We start from the raw sequence: 24,331 nt of genomic DNA on the forward strand, positions 1-24,331 counted from the left end.
ATAACTGTATGCATCAACAGGTTTGGCTATGAAGGGATTCCCCCCACTGATTAAGATATTGCTGGCTAGTTCGCTGGTGCTGACCATAGGCCGTGGCGTCACGCTGCCCTTTATCACCATTTACCTGACCGAACACTTCCACCTGCTACCCAAAAGCGTGGGTATTATCCTTGGTATCAGCCTGACTATCGGCATCATCAGCAGCTTTTATGGCGGCTATCTGGTCGATCGCTTTAATAAAAATCCGCTGATCCTGCTCGCCATCCTGCTATTTTCGCTGAGCTTTTTTGCTATCCCGTCGGTCTCCCAACCCGCTGGCGTCATCCTGGTGCTGGCCATCTTACATACCGCCTATGCGGTGCTCAACATAGCCATCAAAGCCTGCTTTGCCAGTTGGCTGCCGGTAAATCAGCGTATCAAAGCCTTCTCAATCAACTATACGTTGATCAATGTTGGCTGGGCCGTCGGTTCATCAACGGGCGTGATGGTAGCCGGATACAGCCCATTGCTGCCGTTCTACCTTTCCGGGGGATTAGCGTTATTGACGGTGATAGTCCTGAGCTTCCGCCTGCGTAGCTATCCATCGCCACCGGCAGAAGAAAGCAGCAACACCCCACCGTCAGTACTCAACTTCCGCCAGACGGTGAATGTGCTGCGTGGCGATCGGCGGCTGATTTATTTCACCCTCGGCAGTACGTTAGGCGCGGTGGTGTTTGGCCAATTTACCGGCTACCTGTCGCAGTATCTGATCATCGTTAGCGATGCCGAATTCGCCTACAAGGTGATTGGCGTGGTGATGATCGTCAACGCCTGCATCGTGATCGCCCTGCAGTATCTGCTAAGCCGAGGTATGCGCCAGGACAACATGCTGCGCTGGTTGATGCTGGGCACACTATTTTTCGTCCTGGGGCTGATCGGCTTTATGCTGGCAGGGCAATCGATATGGCTATGGGTGCTGGCCATGGCGATTTTCACCCTGGGGGAAATCATCGTCATTCCGGTCGAATATATGTTTATCGACTTTATCGCCCCGCCGCACCTGAAAGGCAGCTATTACGGCGTGCAAAGCCTGAGTAATCTGGGGGGAGCCATCAACCCGGTGATGTGCGGCTTCCTACTGAGCTATACGCCACCGCCGGTGATGTTCCTGGTGTTGATCGCCGCCGCGTTGTTCAGCCTGCTGTTCTTCTTCCTCGGCCATCGGTTGGCGGAACAGCAAAAGCCGCTTGCCAGCCTAAGCAACGCGGAATAGCCTGGCCCGCTACACTTCAGGCGAGCCGCAATCTTGCCAAAATGGCATGACAGGCATAGCGAGAATTCATGATGCGTTTTGTGGCGTAGCTCACGGTTTAATTGTATGATGAATACGTCAACATCAACGAGAATGCACTATGGGCAACCTATTTAACCTGTGTTGGAAATATGTCAGGGCGATCGTGCTGATCTACCTCAGCCTGTTCGCCGGTAACGCCATTGCGGCGCTACTGCCGATCGCCATCCCCGGCAGCATTATCGGGATGTTGATCCTGTTTGCCCTGCTCTCCTCACAAATTCTACCGGCCAAATGGGTCAAGCCTGGCTGCCATCTGTTTATTCGCTATATGGTGCTGCTGTTCGTACCAATCGGCGTCGGCATCATGAAGTATTACGACCAGATAGTTGACGATCTGGCTCCGCTGATCGTGTCTTGCCTGATCAGTACGCTGCTGGTGTTTGTGGTGGTCGGCTATACTTCACATTACTTCCACCGCGAGCGTCCTATCCTCGGCAAGACAAAAGATGTGGGAGATAAGCAATGATGCAAAATATCTGGTGGTCCTTGCCGCTGACCCTGGTGGTGTTCTACGCGGCACGCAAGCTGGCGCAAAAGCTCAACATGCCGTTGCTGAACCCATTATTGGTCTCGATGGCGGTGATTATCCCACTGCTGTTACTGACCGGTATTCCTTATGAACGCTATTTTCAAGGCAGCAAAATCCTCAACGATCTGCTGCAACCGGCGGTGGTCGCCCTTGCCTTTCCGCTATACGAGCAGATCCATCAGATCCGCGCGCGTTGGAGATCCATCATTACCGTCTGCTTTATTGGCAGCATGACCGCGATGATCAGCGGCGGTGCCATTGCCCTGCTGATGGGGGCCAAACCCGAGATTGCCGCCTCGATCTTGCCAAAATCGGTGACGACGCCGATAGCCATGGCGGTAGCCGAGTCGATTGGTGGCATCCCGGCCATCAGTGCGGTGTGCGTAATTTTTGTCGGTATTCTGGGGGCGGTTTTTGGCCATTCGTTGCTTGGCCTGTTGCGGATCAACACCAATTCATCGCGCGGTTTGGCAATGGGTACCGCCTCGCACGCGTTGGGAACCGCGCGCTGCGTAGAAATTGATTACCAACAGGGCGCATTCAGCTCGCTCGCTCTGGTTATCTGCGGGATTATTACCTCGCTGACCGCGCCGTTCGTGTTCCCGATACTGCTGCGGCTATTTGGTTAACGGCTAAAAACCTGCGATACATCTCGCATTTACCTATTTCATTGCATTAGTTTCATTAAAAAAGAAGACATAAATCACACTTTATTATGGGCCGGTTGCCTAGAATGTTAACCCGTTAACTTGTAGAGAGACTTCTTATGCACTCGCGCTTTCAAACTGCCTACGGCGAATTGCCAACGGCCTTGCAATCTGCCCTGCTGCCTTATTTAGATGCGCCTGATTTCGCAGCCATGTTCAAGGCCGAGCAGATTGCGGCGATCAAGCAACAGTGTGGGTTGGATGACGATGCCCTGGCGTTTGCTCTGCTGCCATTGGCGGCCGCCTGCTCGTTAACGCCGATTTCGCATTTCCACGTGGGGGCGGTGGCGCGTGGCGTCAGCGGCAACTGGTATTTTGGTGGCAACATGGAATTCCTGGGTGCCCCCATGCAGCAAACCGTGCACGCGGAGCAGTGCGCAGTCACGCATGCCTGGCTGCGCGGCGAAGCCAAACTGGTTGCAGTCACCGTCAACTACTCGCCCTGCGGCCACTGCCGCCAGTTTATGAATGAGCTTAACAGCGGCACCGAGTTGGAGATCCACCTGCCTGCACGGGCAACCGCCACGCTGGGTGATTACCTGCCTTACTCCTTCGGCCCTAAAGATCTGCAAATCAGCGAGTTGCTGATGGATCCGGTCGACCACGGTTTCCAACTGACGCTGGATGATGAACTGGCGAAAGCTGCCCTGGATGCCGCCAACCGCAGCCATGCCCCTTATAGCACGTCCCATAGCGGCGTAGCGCTGGAAGCCGAAGACGGCAAGGTTTACGCTGGCCGCTATGCAGAAAACGCCGCGTTCAACCCTAGCCTGCCGCCATTGCAGGCCGCACTGATCCTGATGAATGTCTCCGGTGGTGATTGCCAGAAAATTCGCCGTGCCGTATTGGCCGAAGCAGCAGGCGCAATCCTGACCCAATGGGATGCCACAGCAGCTACCCTGGCGGCCTTGGGCTGCCAAGACGTCCAACGCGTCACCTTCTGATCCCCCAGGCGGAGTCACCGCGCTCCGCCACCATCCGGCTAAAAAAGCAGCAGCAAACGACAATTCCTCATTATTTACTAACAAATGCTGTACATATTTTGCCGATATCTTAGGATCGGCAGTAATAAAGCTTACCCTAGGCAAAGAGTAAAACTGATGGAACTGGAATACGAAAGCAAACGCCCTCTCTACATCCCCTACGCTGGCCCCATTCTGTTGGAGTTCCCGTTGCTGAACAAAGGCAGCGCCTTTTCCGAAGAAGAGCGCAGTAACTTCAACCTGCACGGCCTGCTGCCGGAAGCGATAGAAACCATCGAAGAACAGGTGGAACGCGCTTACCGTCAGTATCAGGATTTCAAGAACGATAATGACAAGCACATCTACCTGCGTAATATCCAGGACACCAACGAAACGCTGTTCTATCGCCTGCTGGATTCGCACCTGAGCGAGATGATGCCCATCATCTACACGCCAACCGTAGGTGAAGCCTGTGAGCATTTCTCCGATATCTATCGCCGCGCACGTGGGCTGTTTATTTCCTACCCGAACCGCGATCGCATCGACGATATGCTGCAAAACGCCACCAAGCAGAACGTTAAGGTGATTGTGGTCACCGACGGGGAACGCATCCTTGGGCTGGGCGATCAGGGTATCGGGGGCATGGGTATTCCGATCGGTAAACTCTCCCTGTACACCGCCTGCGGCGGCATCAGCCCGGCTTATACCTTGCCGGTAGTGCTGGACGTGGGCACCAACAACCCGCAACGTCTGAACGATCCGCTCTATATGGGGTGGCGTCATCCGCGTATTTCTGGCGATGAGTATCACGCCTTTGTGGAAGAGTTCATCCAGGCGGTGAAACGCCGTTGGCCGAACGTGCTGTTGCAGTTTGAAGATTTCGCCCAGAACAACGCCACACCGCTGCTTAATCGCTATCGTGACGAACTGTGCTGCTTTAACGACGATATCCAAGGCACCGCTGCCGTGACGCTGGGCAGCCTGATTGCCGCCAGCCGTGCCGCAGGCAGCCAACTGCGCGATCAAACCGTTGCCTTCCTGGGGGCTGGTTCCGCGGGTTGTGGGATTGCCGAGCAGATCATCGCCCAGATGAAATCCGAAGGTCTGAGTGAAGAAGAAGCCCGCGCCCGTGTGTTTATGGTTGACCGTTTTGGCCTGCTAACCGATAAACTGCCGAACCTGCTCGATTTCCAGAGCAAACTGGTGCAGAAAAGTGCCAGTCTGGAACAATGGCAGGTGGAAAGCGATGCCATTTCCCTGCTGGAAGTGGTGCGTAACGCCAAGCCGACCGTGCTGATCGGTGTCTCTGGCCAGCCGGGACTGTTTACCGAAGAACTGATCCGCGAGATGCACCAGCATTGCCCGCGCCCGATCGTGATGCCACTGTCCAACCCAACCTCCCGCGTGGAAGCCCGGCCAGAAGATATCATCAACTGGACCGACGGTGCCGCACTGGTCGCCACCGGTAGCCCATTCTCACCGGTCACCTATAAAGACCAACTGTTCCCAATTGCCCAGTGCAACAACTCCTATATCTTCCCGGGGATTGGCCTTGGCGTATTGGCTGCAGGGGCAAAACGGGTCACCGATGCCATGCTGATGGCCGCCAGCCGTGCCTTGGCCGACTGTTCTCCACTGGCTACCGACGGCCATGGCGCACTGCTGCCGAATATTGATGATATTCAGGGCGTATCCAAATGCATCGCGATGGAAGTAGGCAAAGCCGCTCAGTTGCAGGGGGTGGCAGTGGTGACGTCGGAAGAGGCGTTGTCCAAAGCCATTGAGCATAACTTCTGGCGCCCGCAATACCGTATCTACAAGCGTACCTCGTTCTAAGTTCCTCACCGGGCCTGTTAGTCAGGCCCGGTTATCACACCAAGACAGGAATATGCTGAAAAATGCAGCGTAACACCTGCGGTAAACGGCTCATTGCTTGCGTCTGCCGGGCAGGTAAAGTAGCCTTGAGGTCTTACTTTAGCCCTCGTTCGCGCAAGGCATCAACATGTGGAAACGCCTGATAATTAGCCTGTCCATCATCATTTCGCTGCTGATGCTGTCGGCTATCGCGCTCGATCGCTGGATAAGTTGGAAAACAGCGCCTTACATCTACGAAGAACTGCAAACGCTACCACACCGTCAGGTGGGAGTAGTGCTTGGCACCTCCAAATATTACCGTACCGGAGTGCTTAACCAATATTACCGCTACCGTATTCAGGGAGCGATCAACGCCTATAACAGCGGCAAGGTGAAGTACCTGCTACTGAGCGGCGATAATGCACAGCAAAGCTACAACGAACCGATGACGATGCGCCGCGATCTGCTGGCCGCTGGCGTTGCGCCAAGCGATATCGCGCTCGACTATGCCGGTTTCCGTACCCTCGACTCCATCGTCCGTACGCGTAAGGTGTTCGATACCAACGACTTCATCATCATCACCCAGCGTTTCCATTGCGAGCGCGCCCTGTTTATCGCCCTGCATATGGGCATCCAGGCGCAATGCTATGCGGTACCTTCGCCAAAAAATATGATGACGGTGCGCGTACGCGAGATCTTTGCCCGCCTGGGTGCCTTGACCGATCTGTATATCCTCAAGCGTGAGCCTCGTTTCCTTGGCCCGCTGCTCCCGATATCTGCCATGCACAAGGTGCCGGAAGATGCACCGGGTTATCCGGCTGTGTCACCGGAACAGGTGGTGGAATTGGAGCACAAGCTGGCGGCAGAGAAAGTTAAAGCTCAGCAGCAGAAGAAGAGCTGAGTTTCACCTCAAGCTTAAGCGATTGCCCCTCACCCTAACCCTCTCCCACAGGGAGAGGGGACAGATCGAACTCGTTGATTTTTCTGTGTAATACCTTGTCTTTAACCACTCGCGTTGACTGACTCACCTTGGTTGAAGGAGTGAGCAAGGTTGCTGAAATTACCCCCCTTCTCCCAACAGAGCTGGGGCTATCAGCTCCCTCTCCCTATGGAATACCTTGTCTTTCTCTTTAATCCCTACTTGCCGTAATCACACAAGCCAACCACACACCTTGACTGACTCACCTTGGTTGAAGGAGTGAGCAAGGTTGCTGAAATTACTTCCCTTCTCCCAACAGAGCTGGAGCTATCAGCTCCCTCTCCCTATGGAATACCTTGTCTTTCTCTTTAATCCCTACTTGCCGTAATCACACAAGCCAACCACACACCTTGACTGACTCACCTTGGTTGAAGGAGTGAGCAAGGTTGCTGAAATTATCTCCCTTCTCCCAACAGAGCTGGGGCTATCAGCTCCCTCTCCCTGTGGGAGAGGGTTGGGGTGAGGGGGTTGTACTGCTCCCCTGGGATGTGAGATCGGCGAGGAAAAATAAACGGCCAGCAGATGCTGGCCGTTAGCGTAAAGCGCAAAACAAACTTATTTTTTCTTGGCGTACTTCAGGGAGTCCAGCGCTACCGCGAAGATGATAATGCTACCCTTGATGATGTACTGCCAGTAAGGATTCACGCCGATATAGGTCAGGCCGTAGTTGATGACGGTAAAGATGATCACCCCGGTCACTACTCCCAGCACCGTACCTACCCCACCGGCAAACGACACCCCGCCGACCACACAGGCCGCGATAGCATCCAGTTCATACATAAAGCCGAGGTTGTTGGTGGCGCTACCGATACGGCCCGCTTCCAGTAAACCGCCAAAGGCATAGAACACCCCGGACAGCGCATAGACCATGATCAGGTTCAGCGGGACGTTGACGCCAGAGACTTTCGCCGCCTCCGGGTTACCACCGATGGCGAAGATATTCTTGCCAAAGCGGGTTTTATTCCACAGCACCCAGACAAAGATAATCGCAATAATCGCATAGAAGGTGATGTACGACAGCTTGAAGTCGCCGAATCGCAAGAACCCTTGGGCAAAGGTGGAAAATTTCGGATCGAAACCGGCCACCGGTGAGGCCCCCACGTAATCGTAATACAGGGAGTTAATCCCATAAACGATGATCATGGTGCCCAAGGTGGTGATAAACGGCGTCACGTTGAGGTAAGCGATAATCAAGCCGTTAACCAGGCCAATCACCGCTCCCACGGCGCAAACCAGCAAGATCACCATTGGGATCGACCAGGTTTCCATTTGTGGGAACACTTTGTTGACGTTATCCATCGATTGCAACAGGGTTGCGGCAATCACCGCGGCCAGCCCCACCTGACGCCCGGCGGAAAGGTCGGTCCCCTGCGTGACGATCAGCCCGGCCACGCCCAGCGCAATGATAATACGCACCGAGGATTGGGTCAGGATATTACTCAGGTTCATCAGGCTTAAGAAGGTCGGATCCTGGATAATAATAATCGCCAGTAACACCAGCAGGACCAGATAAATGCCACCCTCTTTAAAATAGGTGAACAAGGTTTTTTTATTCAGTGCGCTCATAATTACGATCCTTAAAGATGCAAGGAGGCTAGCCGCAATATTTCATTTTGCGAGGTCTGTTTGGTATTCACAATGCCCGCAACCTGACCATTACTCATCACCAATATTCTGTCGGTAATTCCCAAAAGCTCCGGCATTTCGGAAGAGATTATAATGATCCCCTTGCCCTTCTTCGCCAACTCGGTCATTAACTGGTAAATTTCAAATTTGGCCCCCACGTCGATACCGCGCGTTGGCTCATCCATCATCAGGATTTCCGGCTGTGTCAGCAGCCAGCGGCCAATAATCACCTTTTGCTGATTACCGCCGGAAAGCGAACCGATATTGGTATGGTGGCCCGGTGTTTTCACCCGCATGGCATCGATCACCCATTGGGTGTCGCTTTTCATCCGGCGGTTATCCAGCAGGCCCATTTTGTTTTTGTATTGACGGATATTGGAGATCAACGAGTTAAAGCCAATATCCAGATAGGCATAAATACCGGTGGAACGACGTTCCTCCGTCACCAGGGCAAAACCGTGGTTGATGGCTTCGTTAGCACTGTCGTTGTTGATATTTTTACCGTGCAGTTTGATGGTGCCAGCCACCTTCTCGCGGATGCCAAACAGGGTTTCGACAATGTCGGTGCGTTTGGCCCCCACCAGCCCGGCAATGCCCAGGATCTCCCCCTGATGCAGATCGAAAGAGATATCGCGGATGGAAGGCTGGCGTAAAGAGGTCAAGCCTTTCACCTCTAAAATCACCTCACCCGGCGTATTCTGACGATCGGGGAAACGCTGGCTCAGCGAACGCCCAACCATCATCGAGATAATCTTGTCCATATCCAGCCCTTCCAGCGGCTGGGTGGCGATCCATTGGCCGTCGCGCAGAATGGTGATCTCATCGCATAGCTGGAAGATCTCTTCCATCTTGTGCGAGATATACACGATGCCACAGCCACGCTCTTTCAGCTTACGGATAATGGTGAACAGATGATTAACCTCTTTCTCGGTCAGAGAAGACGTTGGCTCATCCATAATCACAATTTTAGCGTTATAAGAGAACGCCTTGGCAATTTCGATCATCTGCATCTGGGATACCGAAAGTGTACCGACTTTAGCGCGGGGATCGATATCGATATCCAGTTCGTCGAAAATTTCCCTGGTGTCTTTGTACATCTTGTCCTGATCGACAAACAGCCCTTTGGTGGGGTAGCGCCCCAACCACATGTTGTCCATCACGGTACGTTGCAACACCAGGTTCAGCTCCTGGTGCACCATCGAAACACCCTGCTCTAGTGCTTCTTTGGAACTCTTGTAATCAACTTCTTGCCCCTGAAACAGAATACTGCCGGAGTCTTTTTTATAAATGCCAAACAGACATTTTAATAAGGTGGATTTTCCAGCGCCGTTCTCCCCCATTAATGCATGAATGGAGTTTGGACGTACGCGTAAATTCACTTTATCTAATGCCTTTACGCCGGGAAATGACTTACTGATATCCGTCATTTCCAGTAGCCACTCACGAGAGTTTTCGGCCATAAATAGTCCTGGCTAATTCTGGAACCAGCCTCCCCCTAGCCAGATAAACAGCACAGGGGAATTAACAGGTTCTTCTAATAAGTTCCCCCATCGAAATACCGATGGGGGCATTTCTGCCTATTTCGGTTTATTTCACAAACTGAGACAGGTTATCCTTATCTACGCCCACGTAAGGAATACGCACGATTTTATCGACGATCTTGTATTGGGTACCTTCAGCGGCAGGTTTGCCCGCGGCCAGGTTCTTCGCCAGATCGAAGGTTGCCTTCGCCTGATTGTCGGCATCGTTCAGCACGGTACCGGCCATCGCCCCGGATTTCACCAACGCCAGTGCTTCTGGCAGGGCATCGACACCAAAGACCGGAATGCTGCTCTTGTTGTGCGCTTTCAGGGCTTCGACTGCGCCCATGGCCATCGCGTCGTTGTTGGCGATCACCACTTCGATTTTGTTGGCGTTAGGGCCAGACAGCCAGGCATCCATCTTGTCTTTAGCCTGAGCGGTATCCCACATCGCGGTGTCCATCTGCAGTTGCTGAGTTTTGTAACCTTTTTCATTCAGCGTTTTGATCACGTAGGTGGTACGCGCTTCCGCATCCGGGTGGCCCGGCTCGCCTTTCAACAGCACATATTGGATCTGGCCGTCTTTGTTCAGATCCCAGGCCGGGCTGGCTTTCCAGTGTTTGGCAATCAGTTCACCCTGGATCACGCCAGACTCTTTCGAATCGGTACCGACGTAATAAGCTTTGTCGTAGCTATCCAACGCCTTACGAGAAGGTTCTTTGTTGTAGAACACCACCGGGATATCGTTGGCACGTGCCTTGTCAATCACCACCGGAGCAGCGGCCGGGTCCACCAGGTTGATCGCCAGCGCTTTTACGCCTTTGGCAATCAGCACGTCGATCTGGTCATTCTGCTTGGACTGGTCATTTTGCGAGTCATTCATCAACAGAGTGACATCCGGAGAGGCCTTGGCATCTTTCTCGATCGCCTTACGCACCACCGACATAAAGTTGTCGTCATACTTGTAAATCGTGACGCCAATACGGGTATCTGCATGCGCAGCAGCGCCAAACATCATGCTGGCGGCCAGCGCGGCCAGGGTGAAAACCTTCTTGTTCATTGTCTGTCTCCGGTTTGTAGAGGGTCGAACTCGGTATTAAGCCCCACAATGCACACAGTTGGGCCTGGCAGTTTCAAATGAATTCCTGTCATCCGTGTTGCTTGTTATTCCTGTGATGCTGTGTCAGCGCCAGATTAAAAGCTTGGCTGGCAAGAGCCTTTGCGCTGGAAAACGACTAGAGCATAGACGGCACTATGTTAATAATCTGTGAATTTTCTCACAGATTGAAAACGGTTACACAATAATAAATGTTCAGAGAGTGACCGAAGCCTCACTTTGCCACGGCGCAACAGAGTGGCGGCGTACCAGCGTCGGCATGAACAGGTGTGAAGCCTGAAGTTCGAGCTGCCCGGCAGCGCCCTTCAGCGCCAGCTCGGTAGCCAGGGTGGCCATTGAAACGATCGGGTAACGGATAGTGGTCAGCTTGGGGCTGGTATAGCGGGCAATGGGGATATCATCAAACCCCACCAACGAGAACTGCTGCGGCACCGTGATACCGTTTTCTTTCAGTACCGCCATCGCACCGGCTGCCATGGCGTCATTATAGGCAAACACCGCACTCAGGTGCAGGTTGCGACCCAGCAGTTCAACCATCGCCGCTTCACCGCCTTGCAGGTCCGGTGAGCCATAGGCCCGCCAGCTATCCGGCGGGGATAAACCTGCTGCGGCCATCGCCTGACTATAGCCTTGCTGGCGCAGCGGACCGTCTTCGATGGGGTGATCGGAGCCCAGATAACCAATCCGCTGATGCCCCTGCGAGAGCAACAGGCGCATGGCAACTTCTGCACCAAACACATTGTTCAGGCCAACGCAACGGTGCTCATAGCCTGTTATAATTCTGTTAATTAACACCATGCCTGGCACCTGATCCATAAAGGCGATCAGCTCCGCGTCACCTAACGCTTTTGCATGAACAATCAAGGCATTGCAGCGTTGACGGAGCAACACCTCGATGGCATGGCGCTCTTTGTCCGCCTGATGGTAACTGTTGCCGATCAGCAGGTATTTGTGGTTTTGCTGCGCCACCGTGTCTACCGCTTTCACTAACGCGCCAAAGAACGGGTCGGAGACATCCATCACCACCACGCCAAGCGTTTCACTGCTCTGGGTAGCCAATGCCTGCGCGTTGGCGTTTGGCCGGTAGCCCAGTTCCGCCACCGCCTTCAGCACCTGTTCGCGAGTCTCTTTGCTAGTCAGGGCACTGTTATTCAGCACTCGCGAGACGGTAGCAACGGACACGCCCGCACGCTTCGCCACATCGCGAATGGTGGTTGAATGCACAGAATTCATGAAACGTCCCGAGGTCGGCAGAGTTGACAGTGGCGCTATCCTACCCCGTTTGTCATCCTCCTCAGCGTGAATTCCGTCACAGGAAAGAAAACGTTTACATACAATTTTTTAACCTACCTGCGCCAGATCTCATTTTGTCGGCTGAGGTTGACTTTCGCCCGCAGCCAGTGAAGTCAGCTTACGCCACAACCATTCCATCGGGCCCTGCGCGAAGTAACGCAGCCACAGTGTGGAAAACAGCAGGTTGGCCAGCCACACCAGGGGAACGACCGCCAATAGCTGCAAACGGTCGAGCTGTTGATAAAGGCCAAAACGGAAGAACAGCGTGCTGCAAATCAGGGTTTGTAGCAGGTAGTTACTTAACGCCATCCGCCCCACCTGGGTTAACCAGTGGCTGATACGCAGGCGGGAAAGCGTTGGCCAAAAACCGTAGACCAGAGCCAGGTATCCAATGGCCTGCAGCGGCGAACCCAACTCACGCGGCACCTGCAGCAGAAAACCACTCCAGCGATAATCCCAACTCAGTTGCCACTGTAGCAGCACACCGGGCAACTGGATCAGCAATGAAAGCGGTATCAGCCAGGCGGCCTGGCGGCGGTAGTCAGCGGGTGAATAGCTGTTACGCAGCCAGCCGCTGCGCATCATGCCAGCGCCAAACAGCATCAGCCCGGCCAGTTGCCAGCCATACTGTGCACCGATGGCTATCAGGCTGGAAGAAAGCAGATCCAGGCGGCTGCGCCAGGCTTCCGGCCCGCCTTGCTGCTTCCAGAACTTCTCATATTGCAATTCGGCCACGCTCGGCTGCCAGAAACTGCCCGGTTCACCGGGAGAGATAAACCCTAGCAGCAGCAACACCGCCACGCCGATCAGATACAGCACCGCACCGGTTTTCAACAGGGTGAAGGTATTCTGTGCGTCACGGATCATGCGCCAACACACCAGGCCGATCAGCCCGTAGGCCAGCAGGATGTCCCCATCCCATAAGAAAATGGCGTGCCCCAGGCCAATCAGTACCAACCAGGATAACCGGGCGCGGATCCAGACTTTGCCCCGCCGTAGCAGCAGTTGCAGACCGGCACCAAACAGCAGAGCGAACATGGCCAGGAACTTGACCTGAGCGAACAGATCCAACAGCGCCCAGGTCCAGACATCACGTGTGGAGGGCATACCAAGATAGGCGGGGTTAAGGTAGGTGGCCTTCGGCAGGCCAAACGCGCTGATATTCAGCAACAGAATGCCAAGGATGGCGATACCGCGTACGCAGTCTAGCGTATCTATGCGTGGTAGCCGGGGTGTTTCGTTAGCGTTCATGTTATTCCGCTGTATTTCAATCAGTAACAAGACCCCTCACCCTAACCCTCTCCTTTAGTGAGAGGGGACCGATCGAGTGTGCTTGAAATTATGGTGATTCACTTTCGATGAGAAGGTTGATTGAGTTTGTATTCTAGTCTAGTAAAAGTAGAAACCCCATTAAGCAGCAGCCCCGTATTCATTTGCTGATATGACCCTTTTGCTTCCAAAAAGAGCAGGGACTATCAGCTCCCTCACCCTGTGGGAGATCGGTCGGGTTCGCTGATTTTTCTACGTAATACTCTACCCATCTTCACGTTCCGAAGTAGCACAGCCTCAACAAAGACGCCGGGCAGCTCCCTCTCCCTGTGGGAGAGGGTTGGGGTGAGGGGTAGCCATCAACCGTGATGGTGACGCACCGCACGCAAGAACTCCTGGCGCGTATTCTGGCTGGACTTGAACAGCCCGCCCAACGACGTGGTAGTGGTGGCACTGGTAGCATCACGAATACCACGCGCCTTGACGCAGTAATGCACCGCATCAATCGATACCGCCACATTGTTGGTGCCTAACAGCGTTTGCAACGCCACCAGGATCTGCTGAGTCAGCCGCTCCTGTACCTGTGGGCGGCGGGCAAAGAACTGCACGATGCGGTTGATTTTCGACAGGCCAATCACCGAGTCTTTAGGGATATATGCCACGGTGGCTTTACCATCAATGGTGACAAAGTGATGTTCACAGGTACTGGTCAGGGTAATATCACGCACCGTCACCATTTCGTCCACTTTCATCTTGTTTTCGATGACGGTGATCTTCGGGAAGTTGGCGTAATCCAGGCCGGAAAAAATCTCATCGACATACATTTTCGCAATACGGTGTGGCGTTTCTGCCAGGCTGTCGTCGGATAGATCGAGGTTCAACAGCTGCATGATTTCCGTCATGTGCTCTTTGATACGGCGCTTGCGCGTCTCACGATCCAACACCTCCCCACATAACGGGGTTTCCAGGCCGCGCGCTTCAAGCGCCGCGTGCACCAGTGCAGCTTCATTACTTAACGATGTCATGGCGATGTATCTCCAGCAGGCTGGCCCCAACAATATACCCGTCGTCTTTCAAATTACAGCGTTGTTATCTGCTGTTGGTTACTCGCACCGATTGATAAGGGCGCAGTATACAGCCCCCCGGCAAATCCAGGGGGAGGAGCTAACTGCAGCTTGAAAGACGACGGATAGATAACGTGAACCCGATCAATATTTTCCCCCACTCTAGATGAGAGTGAGACGTTTATCCAGTGATTGTGTTTCATCCTGGTATGAAAAATCCGCATCCAGCCCGTAGCAGGCTGGCTGCGGCTATTCCACATTTTTTGTACGTATTTTACTCAAGATTACGTTGGCTTGCTGGCCGTGGCCCGAGCTGGGGTATTGATCACCAGCACGCCAGCGATCAACAGCCCAAGCACCGCCACATACAGCGCGGGTTCAAGGCGATGCGTCAGCGCCGTTGACACCGCCGAGAGCATCGGGCCAACCAACTGGCCGATGGCATACCCCGTGGTCAACAGCCCGGCCATATAGCGTGCGTGATTCGGAGCCAACTCCCTACCGTGCTGGATAGATAGTTGGACCACGCTGAGGAATCCACCGCCGGTTAGCATGGCCCCGAGTGCCAGGCCGGTAACGCCGGGCACCACTTCGGCACAAAGCACGCCCAGTGCCTGTACCCACAGCGTGATTGCCAGGCGGGTCTGCGTGGTGAGCCGATGACGGGTTGCAATCCCGATGATAATCCCCAGCACCGCCGCACCGCCAAAAATCGGCCAGACAAACTGGGCGAACAGGCTGGCAGGGAAACGGGTCGCCGCCATCTGTGACAGGAAGGTCGCAGGCAGGATATAGCCAAAGCCCGCCAGGCTGTAGCTCCACACCAGACGCTTTAATGCCGGGGTGAGCACCAGCGGTTCAGGCTTCACATCGGGACGATGCAGCTCCCCTGCCCTTGGCAAATTAATGCTGATCGCGGCAATTAACACCAACGCTAATGCGCCATATACCAGCCAGGCCTGCGAAGCGCTCAAGCCCCAGCTATTGATGGCTACCGCCAGCATGCCGCTGATAAAAATCCCGGCCCCAGGCCCGGCAAAGACCGCTGCACTCAACGCGGGACGGCCATAATGCGCCAACCGCTCGTTAGTCCAGGCCGCCACCAGCACCATCGACCAACCGCTGGCCCAGCCAATCGCAAAGCGCAGCGCACCGTGCAGCCACTCCCCCGACACCAAGGCAGACAGCAGCGTCAGCGCTACCGCTCCCCATACGCCAAACCACAGGCGGCGCTCCACATGGCGGCTGGCACGCATAGCATCATAGGCACCGCACAGGTAGCCCAGGTAGTTGACTGCCGCCACCAGCCCGGCCCCCGTCAGGGTGAACTGGTGTTCAGCAATCATCAGCGGCACCTGCGGGGTAAAGGCAAACCGGCCAATCCCCATCGCCACGATCAAAGCAATAAAACCACTCAAGGCTATTTTTAGCGCCATCGCTGTATCCAACCTGTTAAAAGAAAGTTGCGGCTAGCATGCCGCAGTATTACACTCACAAAAACTGAATAATACTCATCAAGTTCATCACGAAAAGAGAAGGTTATGGATCTCACCCAACTGCGCATGTTCTGCTGCGTGGCCGAAACCGGCTCCGTCGCCCGTGCCGCCGAGCAACTGCACCGCGTGCCGTCAAACTTGACCACGCGCCTGCGCCAGCTTGAGCAGGAGCTGGGCACCGATCTGTTTATCCGTGAGAAGCAGCGTCTGCGCCTCTCGCCGATGGGCCATAATTTTCTCTGCTACGCCCACCGCATTCTGGCGCTCAGTGAAGAAGCCATGAGCATCACCCATGCCGGGGAACCAGCCGGTAACTTTGCTCTTGGCTCGATGGAAAGCACTGCAGCCACCCGGCTACCTACCTTGCTGGCAGCTTATCATCAGCGATTTCCGCAGGTCTCCCTTTCGCTGGCTACTGGCACCTCAGGAGAAATCATCGAACGTGTACGCGCGGGAACCCTGGCTGCCGCCCTGGTAGATGGCCCGTTGCAGCATGATGAACTGAACGGTTGCGTCGCTTTTCCCGAGCGCATGGTGGTGATCACCTGCCTGGATCACCCGCCCATTCACAGCGCCCAGGATGTCAAAGGGGAAACCCTGTTTGCCTTCCGCGCCAACTGCTCTTATCGCCTGCGCCTGGAGTCCTGGTTCAAGCGTGACGGTTCAGTGCCAGGCACCATCATGGAGATCCAGTCTTATCACTCCATGCTGGCCTGCGTGGCCAGCGGTGCCGGGCTGGCGATGATCCCGTATTCGGTGCTCAACCTGCTGCCCGGCTACAAACGGGTCAAAGTTCATTCACTCCCTGCCGACATTGCCGAAACTGCCACCTGGCTGTTATGGCGGCGTGATGCGTTTGGGCCAAACGTCCGCGCGTTAAAACAACTGATTATAGAACAGGCTGAAAGTACGGAGATGGATGCCGAGTCCATCCTCCTGACAGAGTAGCCAAAATCTGCACCACTAGAATTTAATGAGGAGAGAGTCATGGAATTTATCAAAACCCGTGCTGCCGTAGCTTGGGGCCCGAACCAGCCGCTGAAGATTGAAGAAGTCGATCTGATGCCGCCACAGAAAGGTGAAGTGCTGGTGCGCATCGTCGCTACCGGCGTTTGTCATACCGATGCTTATACCCTGTCAGGCAAAGATCCGGAAGGCGTGTTCCCGGCGATCCTGGGCCACGAAGGCGGCGGCATAGTCGAAGCGATTGGCGAAGGCGTGACTAGCGTGGCCGTCGGCGACCACGTGATCCCGCTGTACACCCCAGAATGCGGCGAGTGCAAATTCTGTAAATCCGGCAAAACCAACCTGTGTCAGGCCATCCGCGCCACCCAGGGCAAGGGCCTGATGCCAGACGGCACTACCCGCTTCTTTAAAGACGGCAAGCCGATTTTCCACTACATGGGCACCTCCACCTTTGCTGAACGCACCGTAGTACCAGAAATCTCACTGGCAAAAATCAGCAAAGAAGCGCCGTTGGAAGAAGTTTGTCTGCTTGGTTGTGGTGTCACCACCGGCATGGGTGCGGTGATCAACACCGCCAAGGTCAAGGCTGGCGATACTGTGGCGATTTTCGGCCTGGGCGGCATCGGGCTATCGGCGATTATCGGTGCTCAGATGGCCGGTGCCAGCCGCATCATCGGTATCGATCTCAACACCAGCAAGTTTGAGCTGGCTCGCAAGCTGGGCGCGACCGATCTGATCAATCCAAAAGATTACGATAAACCAATTCAAGACGTTATCGTCGAGCTGACCGACGGCGGCGTCGATTTCTCCTTTGAATGTATCGGCAACGTCAACGTGATGCGTTCTGCACTGGAGTGCTGCCACAAAGGTTGGGGTGAGTCGGTCATTATCGGCGTTGCCGGTGCCGGTGAAGAGATCGCGACCCGTCCGTTCCAACTGGTGACTGGCCGCGTCTGGCGCGGTTCCGCCTTTGGTGGCGTGAAAGGCCGCAGCCAACTGCCGGGGATCGTGCAGCGTTATCTGGATGGCGAGTTCGCACTGAACGACTTTATCACTCATACCATGGGGCTGGATCAGATCAACGAAGCGTTCGATCTGATGCATGAAGGCAAATCGATTCGTTCCGTGATCCATTTTGATAAATAAGCCAGGAGGCAGAGGATGACGATGTCATTAGAACTTCTCGAAGAGCACCGCATGTTCGGTGGTTGGCAACAACGTTACCGTCACGCGGCGCAGAGCCTGAATTGCAACATGACGTTCAGTATCTATCTGCCACCACCGCGCGACGATAACCCGCCGCCGGTGCTGTATTGGCTGTCGGGGCTGACCTGCAATGATGAAAACTTCACGTTGAAGGCCGGTGCCCAGCGCGTTGCCGCAGAATTAGGGCTGGTGCTGGTAATGGCGGATACCAGCCCGCGCGGCGATGAGGTGCCGAATGACGAAGGCTACGATCTGGGCCAGGGGGCGGGGTTCTACCTCAATGCCACTCAGGCACCTTGGGATCACCACTTTCGTATGTATGACTACATCAGCGATGAGCTGCCAGCGCTGATCAAGCAGCATTTCAGCGTCAGCGATCGGCAATCCATTGCGGGCCACTCGATGGGCGGCCACGGCGCATTAATGATGGCAATGCGTAACCCGCAGCGTTTTCGTTCGGCGTCGGCCTTTGCGCCGATCGTCAACCCTTGCCAGGTGCCTTGGGGCCGTAAAGCCTTTGCAGCCTATCTGGGGGATGACGAAACGCAGTGGCTGCAATATGACAGTTGCCATTTGCTGGCCAGCGGGGCGGAGCAGTTGCCGATGTTGATTGACCAAGGAGATGGGGATCAGTTTCTGGCGGATCAGCTGCAACCGGCCAAGCTGGCGGAGTTGGCACGCCAGCGTGACTGGCCGTTAACCCTGCGCATTCAACCGGGTTACGACCACAGCTACTTCACCATCGCTACCTTTATCGAAGATCATCTGCGTTTTCATGCCGAGCATCTGTTCCGCTGATTGAGTTGCCCCCTCACCCTAACCCTCTCCCAAAGGGAGAGGGAACCGCTCGAGCGAGTTTGAAAATGGGGTGACGCAGGAGTGATCGAATTTGCCGAGATAGCCTCTTTAACTTCCAAAAGAGCAGGGACTTTCAGCTCCCTCTCCCTGTGGGGTGAGAGGCTACCCTTTCAGTTTCGGATCCAATGCATCACGTAACCCATCGCCTAGCAGGTTAAAGGCCAATACGGTGAAAAAGATTGCCAGGCTGGGGAAGATCGCCACATGCGGGGCTATCACCATATCCGCCCGCGCTTCATTGAGCATCGCACCCCATTCGGGCGTTGGTGGCTGCGCCCCCAATCCCAAGAACGACAGGCTGGCAGCGGTAATGATTGAAGTACCGATACGCATGGTGAAATAGACCACGATCGACGAGATGGTGCCCGGCAAAATATGCCGCAGAATGATGGTCCAGTCCGAAGCGCCGATGCTGCGCGCCGATTCAATGTAGGTCAGATGCTTCAGCACCAGAGTATTGCCACGCACCAGGCGAGCAAACGCCGGAATGCTGAAGATGGCCACGGCGACAATCACGTTGGCCATGCCGCTGCCCATGATCGCCACCACGCCAATCGCCAGCAGAATACCGGGGAAGGCAAACAGCACGTCGCTGATGCGCATTACGATGCGATCCCACCAGCCTTCGTAATAGCCCGCCAGGAGCCCGAGTACCGTGCCAATCACGCTGCCAACCAGCACCGAGAACACCCCGGCGGCCAAAGAGATCCGCGCGCCCATCAGAATACGGCTGAAAATATCCCGGCCCAGCGGATCCACGCCGAGCCAGTGCACCAGCGAAGGCCCTTCATTGAGCCGATCGTAATCAAAGAAGTTTTCCGCGTCATAGGGTATCAGGTGCGGTGCCAGCAACGCTGCGGCCACCAGCAGCAACACAAACACGCCAGCCACCATTGCGACCTGCTGGCGACGAAAGCGCCGCCAGAACTCATGCCAAGGCGTACGCACCGCGTTGGGATTAATCACCGGCATTGCCTTGAGCGCGGCATTACGCCGCCAATACTTCATCATTGGGTCTGCCTATTGGTAACGAATCGAAGGGTTGATGGCCGCATACAGCATATCCACCAACAGATTAATCAGAATAAATTCCAGCGAGAACAGCAGCACTTCGGCCTGGATCACCGGGTAATCGCGCATTTCTACCGAATCCACCAGCAAGCGTCCCAACCCCGGCCAGTTAAACACCTTCTCGACCACGATCGAGCCACCGAGCAGGAAACCAAACTGTAGGCCCATCATGGTGATCACCGGGATCATGGCGTTGCGTAGCCCGTGTTTGACGATCACCAGTGACTCCGGCACGCCCTTGGCGCGGGCGGTGCGCATGTAATCTTCCTGCATCACCTCAACGAACGAGGCGCGGGTGAAGCGCGCCATCACCGCCGCTACCGCAGCGCCAAGCGTGATTGAGGGCAGGATGTAGTGTTGCCAAGTATCCGCTCCGACCGTCGGCAGCCAGCCGAGATTGACCGAGAACACCTGCATCAGCAGCATCCCCAACGCAAAGGCCGGGAAAGAGATACCCGACACGGCCAGCGTCATTCCCAGCCGGTCCGGCCAGCGGTTGCGCCACACGGCGGAAATCATGCCGATCGCCATGCCAAAAATCACCGCCCACACCATGCTGGCGATGGTCAGCCAGAAGGTCGGCATAAAGCGCGAGGCGATCTCTTCACTGACCGGGCGTTTGGACACTATCGACGTGCCGAAATCACCCTGCAAAATATTGACAAAGAAATGCACAAACTGCTGTGGCAACGGCTTGTCCAGCCCCAGATCCTGACGCACCAACTGGACAACGGCTTCGTCAGCCTCCGGCCCCGCGGCCAAGCGCGCCGGATCGCCCGGCAGCATATGGACAAACAAGAACACCAGCACGGCCACGATCAGCAGCGTCGGGATCAGGCCCAGCAGGCGTTTTAGAAAATAATTAAGCATACCCCTCACCCTAACCCTCTCCCACAGGGAGAGGGGACTGAATGTGCTACTGATTAAGTTCCGTTGTTAACCTCACCACCGGAACAGTGCCATAAATTAACGCCTGTAACTGTTCACAACACCCATCTGCTCCCTCTCCCTGTGGGAGAGGGTTGGGGTGAGGGCTTATTTCAAATCCGCGTTATCAAAGTTAAACGAGGTGTCCGGCATCACATAGAAGCCGCTCAGCTGTTTGTTGTTGGCAGACAGCAGGCGCTCGGTCACCAGGAAAATCCATGGTGCATCGGCCCAAATGCGATCTTGTGCATCTTTGTACAGAGCCTGCTTCTGGGCACGATCGGTGGTGGCCAGCGCGTCGGCCAGATCCTTATCCACCTGCGGATTGCTGTAGAATGCGGTGTTGAACTGCTTAGGCGGTGCGGATTGGGTGGCGAATAACGGCGTCAGCGCCCAATCGGCTTCCCCGGTCGAGGCAGACCAACCGGTATAGAACATCCGCACGCCGGTTTCCTTCACGCCTACGCTCTCAACCTGCGCCGCACGTTGCCCCGCATCCATCGCGGTGACGGTCACTTTAACCCCAACCTGCGCCAGCTGCTGCTGAGCAAACTGCAACACTTTCTGCGCGGTACTGTGGTTATGGGAAGACCACAGCGTGGTAGTAAAGCCGTTCGGATAGCCCGCTTCTTTCAGCAGTTCACGCGCTTTGGCCGGATCGTATGGCCACGGGTTGTAACGGGTGGCAAAATCAATGGCCGGAGGCACCGGGCCTTCCGCCGGCACGGCAAAGCCAGAGAACGCCACCTTGATCAGCGCGTCCTTGTTGATCGCATAGTTCAGAGCCTGACGCACCTTCGGGTTGTCGAACGGTTTCTGCGTCACGTTCATGCTGATGTAGCGTTGCAGGATCGACGGCGCGGCCACCAGATCCAGCTTGCTGTTTTTCTCCAGTACCTTGGCTTGCTCATAAGGGATTGGGAAAGCAAAAGTCGCTTCACCGGTTTGCAGCATCGCCGCACGGGTGTTGTTATCCACTACCGGCCGCCAGGTGATGCTGTCCAGCTTCGGTAAGCCCGCTTTCCAGTAACCGTCGAATTTCTTCACTTTCACATAGTCGGTCTGGTTCCAGGTTTCAAACTGGTAAGGGCCGGTCCCCACCGGATGGAAACCGATCTCCTTGCCATACTGCTTGAGGGCCGCCGGGGAAATCATCGCCGCCGCCGGGTGCGCCAGGTTGTTGATAAACGCCGAGAATGGCGCTTTCAGCACGATCCTGACCGTGGTGGGATCGACCACGTCGGTTTTATCGATCATCTTGAACAGGTTGTAGCGTTTCAGGCGATTATCCGGGTTACTGGCGCGATCCAGGTTAACCTTGACCGCTTCGGCGTCGAACGCGCTGCCGTCGTGGAATTTAACCCCCGGCTGGAGCTTGATGGTGTAGGTCAGCCCGTCTTTGCTGACTTCGTAACTGTCCGCCAATACGTTCACCAGCTTCATATCCTTATCAAAACCAAACAGCCCCTGATAGAAGGATTTGGCGACAGCCTGCGACAAAGTGTCGTTGGCATCGTACGGGTCGAGCGTGGTGAAATTGGACGCTACGGCAATCACCGCATCCTTGGCAGCCCAAGCCGGGCCAGCAGCGGCAGCCAGCAATACGGCGGCCAAAACATTACGCTTGAATGTGTGCTTAGTCATAGTGCTTAACTCTCCTGAGGCAAGACTAAAAGGCACCGGCAATAGGGTGGCGGGCCACAAAGTGCCCTGGCCCTACCTGCACTAAAGGTGCGGTAACGGGTTCATCATCCAGCCCATGGATCGGGCTGGGTATTTCATCCATCAGCAACGGCCGGCGTTTATGCGCATGGGTTGGGTCGGCCACCGGCACGGCGGCCATCAGCTTACGGGTATAGGCATGCTGCGGGTTTTCAAACACCGCACGGCGTGGGCCGATCTCCACAATCTGGCCCAGGTACATCACCGCGACGCGATGGCAGACTCGTTCCACTACCGCCATATCGTGGGAAATAAACAGAAACGCAATGCCCAATTCACGCTGTAAATCGAGCAACAGATTGACAATTTGCGCCTGGATCGACACGTCCAGCGCGGAAACCGCCTCATCGGCAATCACCACTTTCGGGTTGAGTGCCAGCGCGCGGGCAATACAGATACGCTGGCGTTGGCCACCGGAGAACTCATGCGGATAACGCCGCGCATGTTCCGGCTTCAGCCCTACCCGCTCCAATAGCCAGGCGACCCGTTTTTCGGCCTCCGCCCCGCGAGCAACGTTGTGCACCAGCAACGGTTCCATGATGGAGAAACCAACGGTGAGCCGTGGGTCCAGGGAAGCGTAGGGATCTTGAAAGATAAACTGAATATCACGGCGTAAATGCTGCAAGGCAGAGCCTTTCAAGCGGTTGATCTGTTGGCCGTTGAAGGTAATGGTGCCACGTTGGCTGTCTACCAGCTTTAACAGTGAGCGGCCAGTGGTGGATTTGCCACAGCCGGATTCGCCTACCAACCCCAGCGTTTCGCCGGGATAGAGATCGAAGCTGATATTTTCCACCGCGTGCACACGGCGCGTGACGCGGTTGAGAATGCCGCTGCGCAGATCGAAACGCGTAACCAGATTTGCTACCTGCAAGATCGGCGTCGCTCCTGCGGGTATGGTGTCTTGTGGCTGGTCGTTATCGTCAACGCCAGCTAACGGAAATTTTGCCGGGAAGTCTTTCTCTGCCATCGCGCCCAGCTGTGGTACGGCGGCCAACAATGCCTGAGTGTAAGGCTGCTGAGGAGCGGCGAACAACGAGCGCACCTCCCCCTGTTCCACCTTTTCGCCTTGGTGCATCACCAGTACCCGATCGGCAATCTCCGCCACCACGCCCATATCGTGGGTTATGAAGATCACCCCCATGCGCATTTCCTGCTGTAACACGCGGATCAGTTGCAGGATTTGCGCCTGAATGGTGACGTCCAGCGCGGTGGTGGGTTCATCGGCAATCAACAGCGCCGGTTTGCACGACAGCGCCATGGCAATCATCACCCGCTGGCGCATCCCGCCAGACAGTTGATGCGGATAGCGGCCAAGGACGTTTTTGGCCTCGGGAATACGCACCAGGTCGAGCATACGCAGCGCTTCGCGTTTGGCGCTGCGGTGATCCATCCCCTGATGTAGACGCAAGGATTCGGCGATCTGCTCCCCCACCGGAAACACCGGGTTGAGCGAGGTCATCGGTTCTTGAAAAATCATCGCCATATCGGCACCGCGTAAGGTTCGCAAAGTACTCTGTTTCGCCTTGGCCAGATCGAGCACCTGGCCGTTACGCCGACGAAAATGCATCGCGCCGCGGGTTAACTCACCGCCGCCCTGCTCTACCAGGCGCATCAATGCCAGTGAGGTAACCGATTTACCCGAGCCGGACTCTCCAACGATCGCCAGTGTTTCGCCACGGTCGACGTCGAAGTCCAGATGGCGTACCGCCTCGACGATGTCGCCCTCTTGGCGAAATTGCACGCACAGATCTCTCACCGCCAGTACGCGCTCGGGCGGTAATATCAGCCCACTTTCTGCCTGTGGCTGGATGGCCGTATCGGTCATTTGCCCT

20 protein-coding genes are annotated in these 24,331 nt (G+C 55.4%); 9 read left to right on the plus strand and 11 right to left on the minus strand.

Annotated elements, in window-relative coordinates; all coding sequences use genetic code 11:
• Positions 1-28 precede the first annotated feature (28 nt).
• The 6 genes from ABIE29_RS11200 (at position 29) to sanA (ending at position 6,286) form a co-directional block, all read left to right on the plus strand.
• On the plus strand, positions 29-1,252 hold the full coding sequence (locus ABIE29_RS11200) for an MFS transporter (RefSeq protein WP_429618786.1): 1,224 nt from the start codon (positions 29-31) through the stop codon (positions 1,250-1,252).
• Positions 1,253-1,391: 139 nt separating this feature from the next.
• Positions 1,392-1,799, plus strand: coding sequence for a CidA/LrgA family protein (locus ABIE29_RS11205; RefSeq protein WP_429618789.1), 408 nt, complete (start codon positions 1,392-1,394; stop codon positions 1,797-1,799).
• Positions 1,796-2,491, plus strand: coding sequence for a CidB/LrgB family autolysis modulator (locus ABIE29_RS11210; RefSeq protein WP_429618792.1), 696 nt, complete (start codon positions 1,796-1,798; stop codon positions 2,489-2,491). Before ABIE29_RS11205 ends, ABIE29_RS11210 begins: the two co-directional genes overlap by 4 nt.
• A gap of 137 nt (positions 2,492-2,628) precedes the next feature.
• Positions 2,629-3,513 carry a cytidine deaminase gene (cdd, locus tag ABIE29_RS11215; protein WP_429618794.1) on the plus strand — a complete coding sequence of 295 codons (885 nt, stop codon included), beginning with the start codon at positions 2,629-2,631 and terminating at the stop codon, positions 3,511-3,513.
• A gap of 156 nt (positions 3,514-3,669) precedes the next feature.
• Positions 3,670-5,367: an NAD-dependent malic enzyme gene (locus ABIE29_RS11220; RefSeq protein WP_429618797.1), complete on the plus strand. Its 1,698-nt coding sequence runs from the start codon at positions 3,670-3,672 to the stop codon at positions 5,365-5,367.
• Between the two features lie 166 nt (positions 5,368-5,533).
• Positions 5,534-6,286 carry an outer membrane permeability protein SanA gene (gene sanA, locus ABIE29_RS11225; RefSeq protein WP_429618800.1) on the plus strand — a complete coding sequence of 251 codons (753 nt, stop codon included), beginning with the start codon at positions 5,534-5,536 and terminating at the stop codon, positions 6,284-6,286.
• 633 nt (positions 6,287-6,919) lie between these two features.
• On the opposite strand, the gene mglC is transcribed toward sanA, so the two are convergent.
• The 7 genes from mglC to ABIE29_RS11260 all read right to left on the minus strand — a co-directional run bounded on the left by mglC (position 6,920) and on the right by ABIE29_RS11260 (position 15,689).
• Positions 6,920-7,930: a galactose/methyl galactoside ABC transporter permease MglC gene (mglC, locus tag ABIE29_RS11230; protein ID WP_429618802.1), complete on the minus strand. Its 1,011-nt coding sequence runs from the start codon at positions 7,928-7,930 to the stop codon at positions 6,920-6,922.
• Between the two features lie 11 nt (positions 7,931-7,941).
• Entirely contained in the window at positions 7,942-9,450 is a 1,509-nt protein-coding gene (mglA, locus tag ABIE29_RS11235; protein ID WP_429618805.1) for a galactose/methyl galactoside ABC transporter ATP-binding protein MglA, read from the minus strand.
• Between the two features lie 127 nt (positions 9,451-9,577).
• Positions 9,578-10,570 (minus strand): galactose/glucose ABC transporter substrate-binding protein MglB, encoded by a 993-nt coding sequence (mglB, locus tag ABIE29_RS11240; RefSeq protein WP_429618808.1) that lies wholly within the window; start codon positions 10,568-10,570, stop codon positions 9,578-9,580.
• A 252-nt stretch (positions 10,571-10,822) separates the two neighbouring features.
• Positions 10,823-11,860, minus strand: coding sequence for an HTH-type transcriptional regulator GalS (gene galS, locus ABIE29_RS11245; protein ID WP_429618810.1), 1,038 nt, complete (start codon positions 11,858-11,860; stop codon positions 10,823-10,825).
• Between the two features lie 129 nt (positions 11,861-11,989).
• The gene (yeiB, locus tag ABIE29_RS11250; RefSeq protein WP_429618813.1) at positions 11,990-13,171 is read right to left on the minus strand and encodes a DUF418 domain-containing protein YeiB; all 1,182 of its coding nucleotides are present in this window, start codon (positions 13,169-13,171) and stop codon (positions 11,990-11,992) included.
• Between the two features lie 377 nt (positions 13,172-13,548).
• Entirely contained in the window at positions 13,549-14,214 is a 666-nt protein-coding gene (gene folE, locus ABIE29_RS11255) for a GTP cyclohydrolase I FolE (RefSeq protein WP_021180574.1), read from the minus strand.
• A 323-nt stretch (positions 14,215-14,537) separates the two neighbouring features.
• A complete protein-coding gene (locus ABIE29_RS11260; protein WP_429618815.1) occupies positions 14,538-15,689 on the minus strand; it encodes a YbfB/YjiJ family MFS transporter in 1,152 nt (383 codons plus the stop codon).
• A gap of 105 nt (positions 15,690-15,794) precedes the next feature.
• On the opposite strand from ABIE29_RS11260, the gene ptrR reads away from it, so the two are divergent.
• Genes ptrR through fghA form a run of 3 tightly spaced genes read left to right on the plus strand, consistent with a single transcriptional unit; the run spans position 15,795 to position 18,719 of the window.
• Positions 15,795-16,697, plus strand: coding sequence for a putrescine utilization regulator PtrR (ptrR, locus tag ABIE29_RS11265; protein ID WP_429618818.1), 903 nt, complete (start codon positions 15,795-15,797; stop codon positions 16,695-16,697).
• A 39-nt stretch (positions 16,698-16,736) separates the two neighbouring features.
• Positions 16,737-17,861, plus strand: coding sequence for an S-(hydroxymethyl)glutathione dehydrogenase/class III alcohol dehydrogenase (locus tag ABIE29_RS11270; RefSeq protein ID WP_429618821.1), 1,125 nt, complete (start codon positions 16,737-16,739; stop codon positions 17,859-17,861).
• Between the two features lie 15 nt (positions 17,862-17,876).
• Positions 17,877-18,719 carry an S-formylglutathione hydrolase gene (fghA, locus tag ABIE29_RS11275; RefSeq protein WP_429618823.1) on the plus strand — a complete coding sequence of 281 codons (843 nt, stop codon included), beginning with the start codon at positions 17,877-17,879 and terminating at the stop codon, positions 18,717-18,719.
• A gap of 162 nt (positions 18,720-18,881) precedes the next feature.
• On the opposite strand, the gene gsiD is transcribed toward fghA, so the two are convergent.
• The 4 genes from gsiD to ABIE29_RS11295 all read right to left on the minus strand — a co-directional run bounded on the left by gsiD (position 18,882) and on the right by ABIE29_RS11295 (position 24,324).
• Positions 18,882-19,787 carry a glutathione ABC transporter permease GsiD gene (gsiD, locus tag ABIE29_RS11280; protein WP_429619062.1) on the minus strand — a complete coding sequence of 302 codons (906 nt, stop codon included), beginning with the start codon at positions 19,785-19,787 and terminating at the stop codon, positions 18,882-18,884.
• Positions 19,788-19,799: 12 nt separating this feature from the next.
• The gene (gene gsiC, locus ABIE29_RS11285; RefSeq protein ID WP_429618825.1) at positions 19,800-20,720 is read right to left on the minus strand and encodes a glutathione ABC transporter permease GsiC; all 921 of its coding nucleotides are present in this window, start codon (positions 20,718-20,720) and stop codon (positions 19,800-19,802) included.
• 165 nt (positions 20,721-20,885) lie between these two features.
• Positions 20,886-22,421, minus strand: coding sequence for a glutathione ABC transporter substrate-binding protein GsiB (gene gsiB, locus ABIE29_RS11290; protein ID WP_429618827.1), 1,536 nt, complete (start codon positions 22,419-22,421; stop codon positions 20,886-20,888).
• Between the two features lie 25 nt (positions 22,422-22,446).
• Positions 22,447-24,324, minus strand: coding sequence for a dipeptide ABC transporter ATP-binding protein (locus ABIE29_RS11295; protein ID WP_429618829.1), 1,878 nt, complete (start codon positions 24,322-24,324; stop codon positions 22,447-22,449).
• Between the last annotated feature and the right edge of the window lie 7 nt (positions 24,325-24,331).

This window comes from Serratia sp. 2723 (assembly GCF_050434425.1).
In the GTDB taxonomy this organism is placed as follows: Bacteria; Pseudomonadota; Gammaproteobacteria; order Enterobacterales; family Enterobacteriaceae; genus Chania.

Coding starts and splice junctions, on each gene's coding strand:
- ABIE29_RS11200 (WP_429618786.1), top strand. CDS start 29: ATGAAGGGATTCCCCCCACTGATTAAGATATTGCTGGCTAGTTCGCTG.
- ABIE29_RS11205 (WP_429618789.1), top strand. CDS start 1,392: ATGGGCAACCTATTTAACCTGTGTTGGAAATATGTCAGGGCGATCGTG.
- ABIE29_RS11210 (WP_429618792.1), top strand. CDS start 1,796: ATGATGCAAAATATCTGGTGGTCCTTGCCGCTGACCCTGGTGGTGTTC.
- cdd (WP_429618794.1), top strand. CDS start 2,629: ATGCACTCGCGCTTTCAAACTGCCTACGGCGAATTGCCAACGGCCTTG.
- ABIE29_RS11220 (WP_429618797.1), top strand. CDS start 3,670: ATGGAACTGGAATACGAAAGCAAACGCCCTCTCTACATCCCCTACGCT.
- sanA (WP_429618800.1), top strand. CDS start 5,534: ATGTGGAAACGCCTGATAATTAGCCTGTCCATCATCATTTCGCTGCTG.
- mglC (WP_429618802.1), bottom strand. CDS start 7,930: ATGAGCGCACTGAATAAAAAAACCTTGTTCACCTATTTTAAAGAGGGT.
- mglA (WP_429618805.1), bottom strand. CDS start 9,450: ATGGCCGAAAACTCTCGTGAGTGGCTACTGGAAATGACGGATATCAGT.
- mglB (WP_429618808.1), bottom strand. CDS start 10,570: ATGAACAAGAAGGTTTTCACCCTGGCCGCGCTGGCCGCCAGCATGATG.
- galS (WP_429618810.1), bottom strand. CDS start 11,860: ATGAATTCTGTGCATTCAACCACCATTCGCGATGTGGCGAAGCGTGCG.
- yeiB (WP_429618813.1), bottom strand. CDS start 13,171: ATGAACGCTAACGAAACACCCCGGCTACCACGCATAGATACGCTAGAC.
- folE (WP_021180574.1), bottom strand. CDS start 14,214: ATGACATCGTTAAGTAATGAAGCTGCACTGGTGCACGCGGCGCTTGAA.
- ABIE29_RS11260 (WP_429618815.1), bottom strand. CDS start 15,689: ATGGCGCTAAAAATAGCCTTGAGTGGTTTTATTGCTTTGATCGTGGCG.
- ptrR (WP_429618818.1), top strand. CDS start 15,795: ATGGATCTCACCCAACTGCGCATGTTCTGCTGCGTGGCCGAAACCGGC.
- ABIE29_RS11270 (WP_429618821.1), top strand. CDS start 16,737: ATGGAATTTATCAAAACCCGTGCTGCCGTAGCTTGGGGCCCGAACCAG.
- fghA (WP_429618823.1), top strand. CDS start 17,877: ATGACGATGTCATTAGAACTTCTCGAAGAGCACCGCATGTTCGGTGGT.
- gsiD (WP_429619062.1), bottom strand. CDS start 19,787: ATGAAGTATTGGCGGCGTAATGCCGCGCTCAAGGCAATGCCGGTGATT.
- gsiC (WP_429618825.1), bottom strand. CDS start 20,720: ATGCTTAATTATTTTCTAAAACGCCTGCTGGGCCTGATCCCGACGCTG.
- gsiB (WP_429618827.1), bottom strand. CDS start 22,421: ATGACTAAGCACACATTCAAGCGTAATGTTTTGGCCGCCGTATTGCTG.
- ABIE29_RS11295 (WP_429618829.1), bottom strand. CDS start 24,324: ATGACCGATACGGCCATCCAGCCACAGGCAGAAAGTGGGCTGATATTA.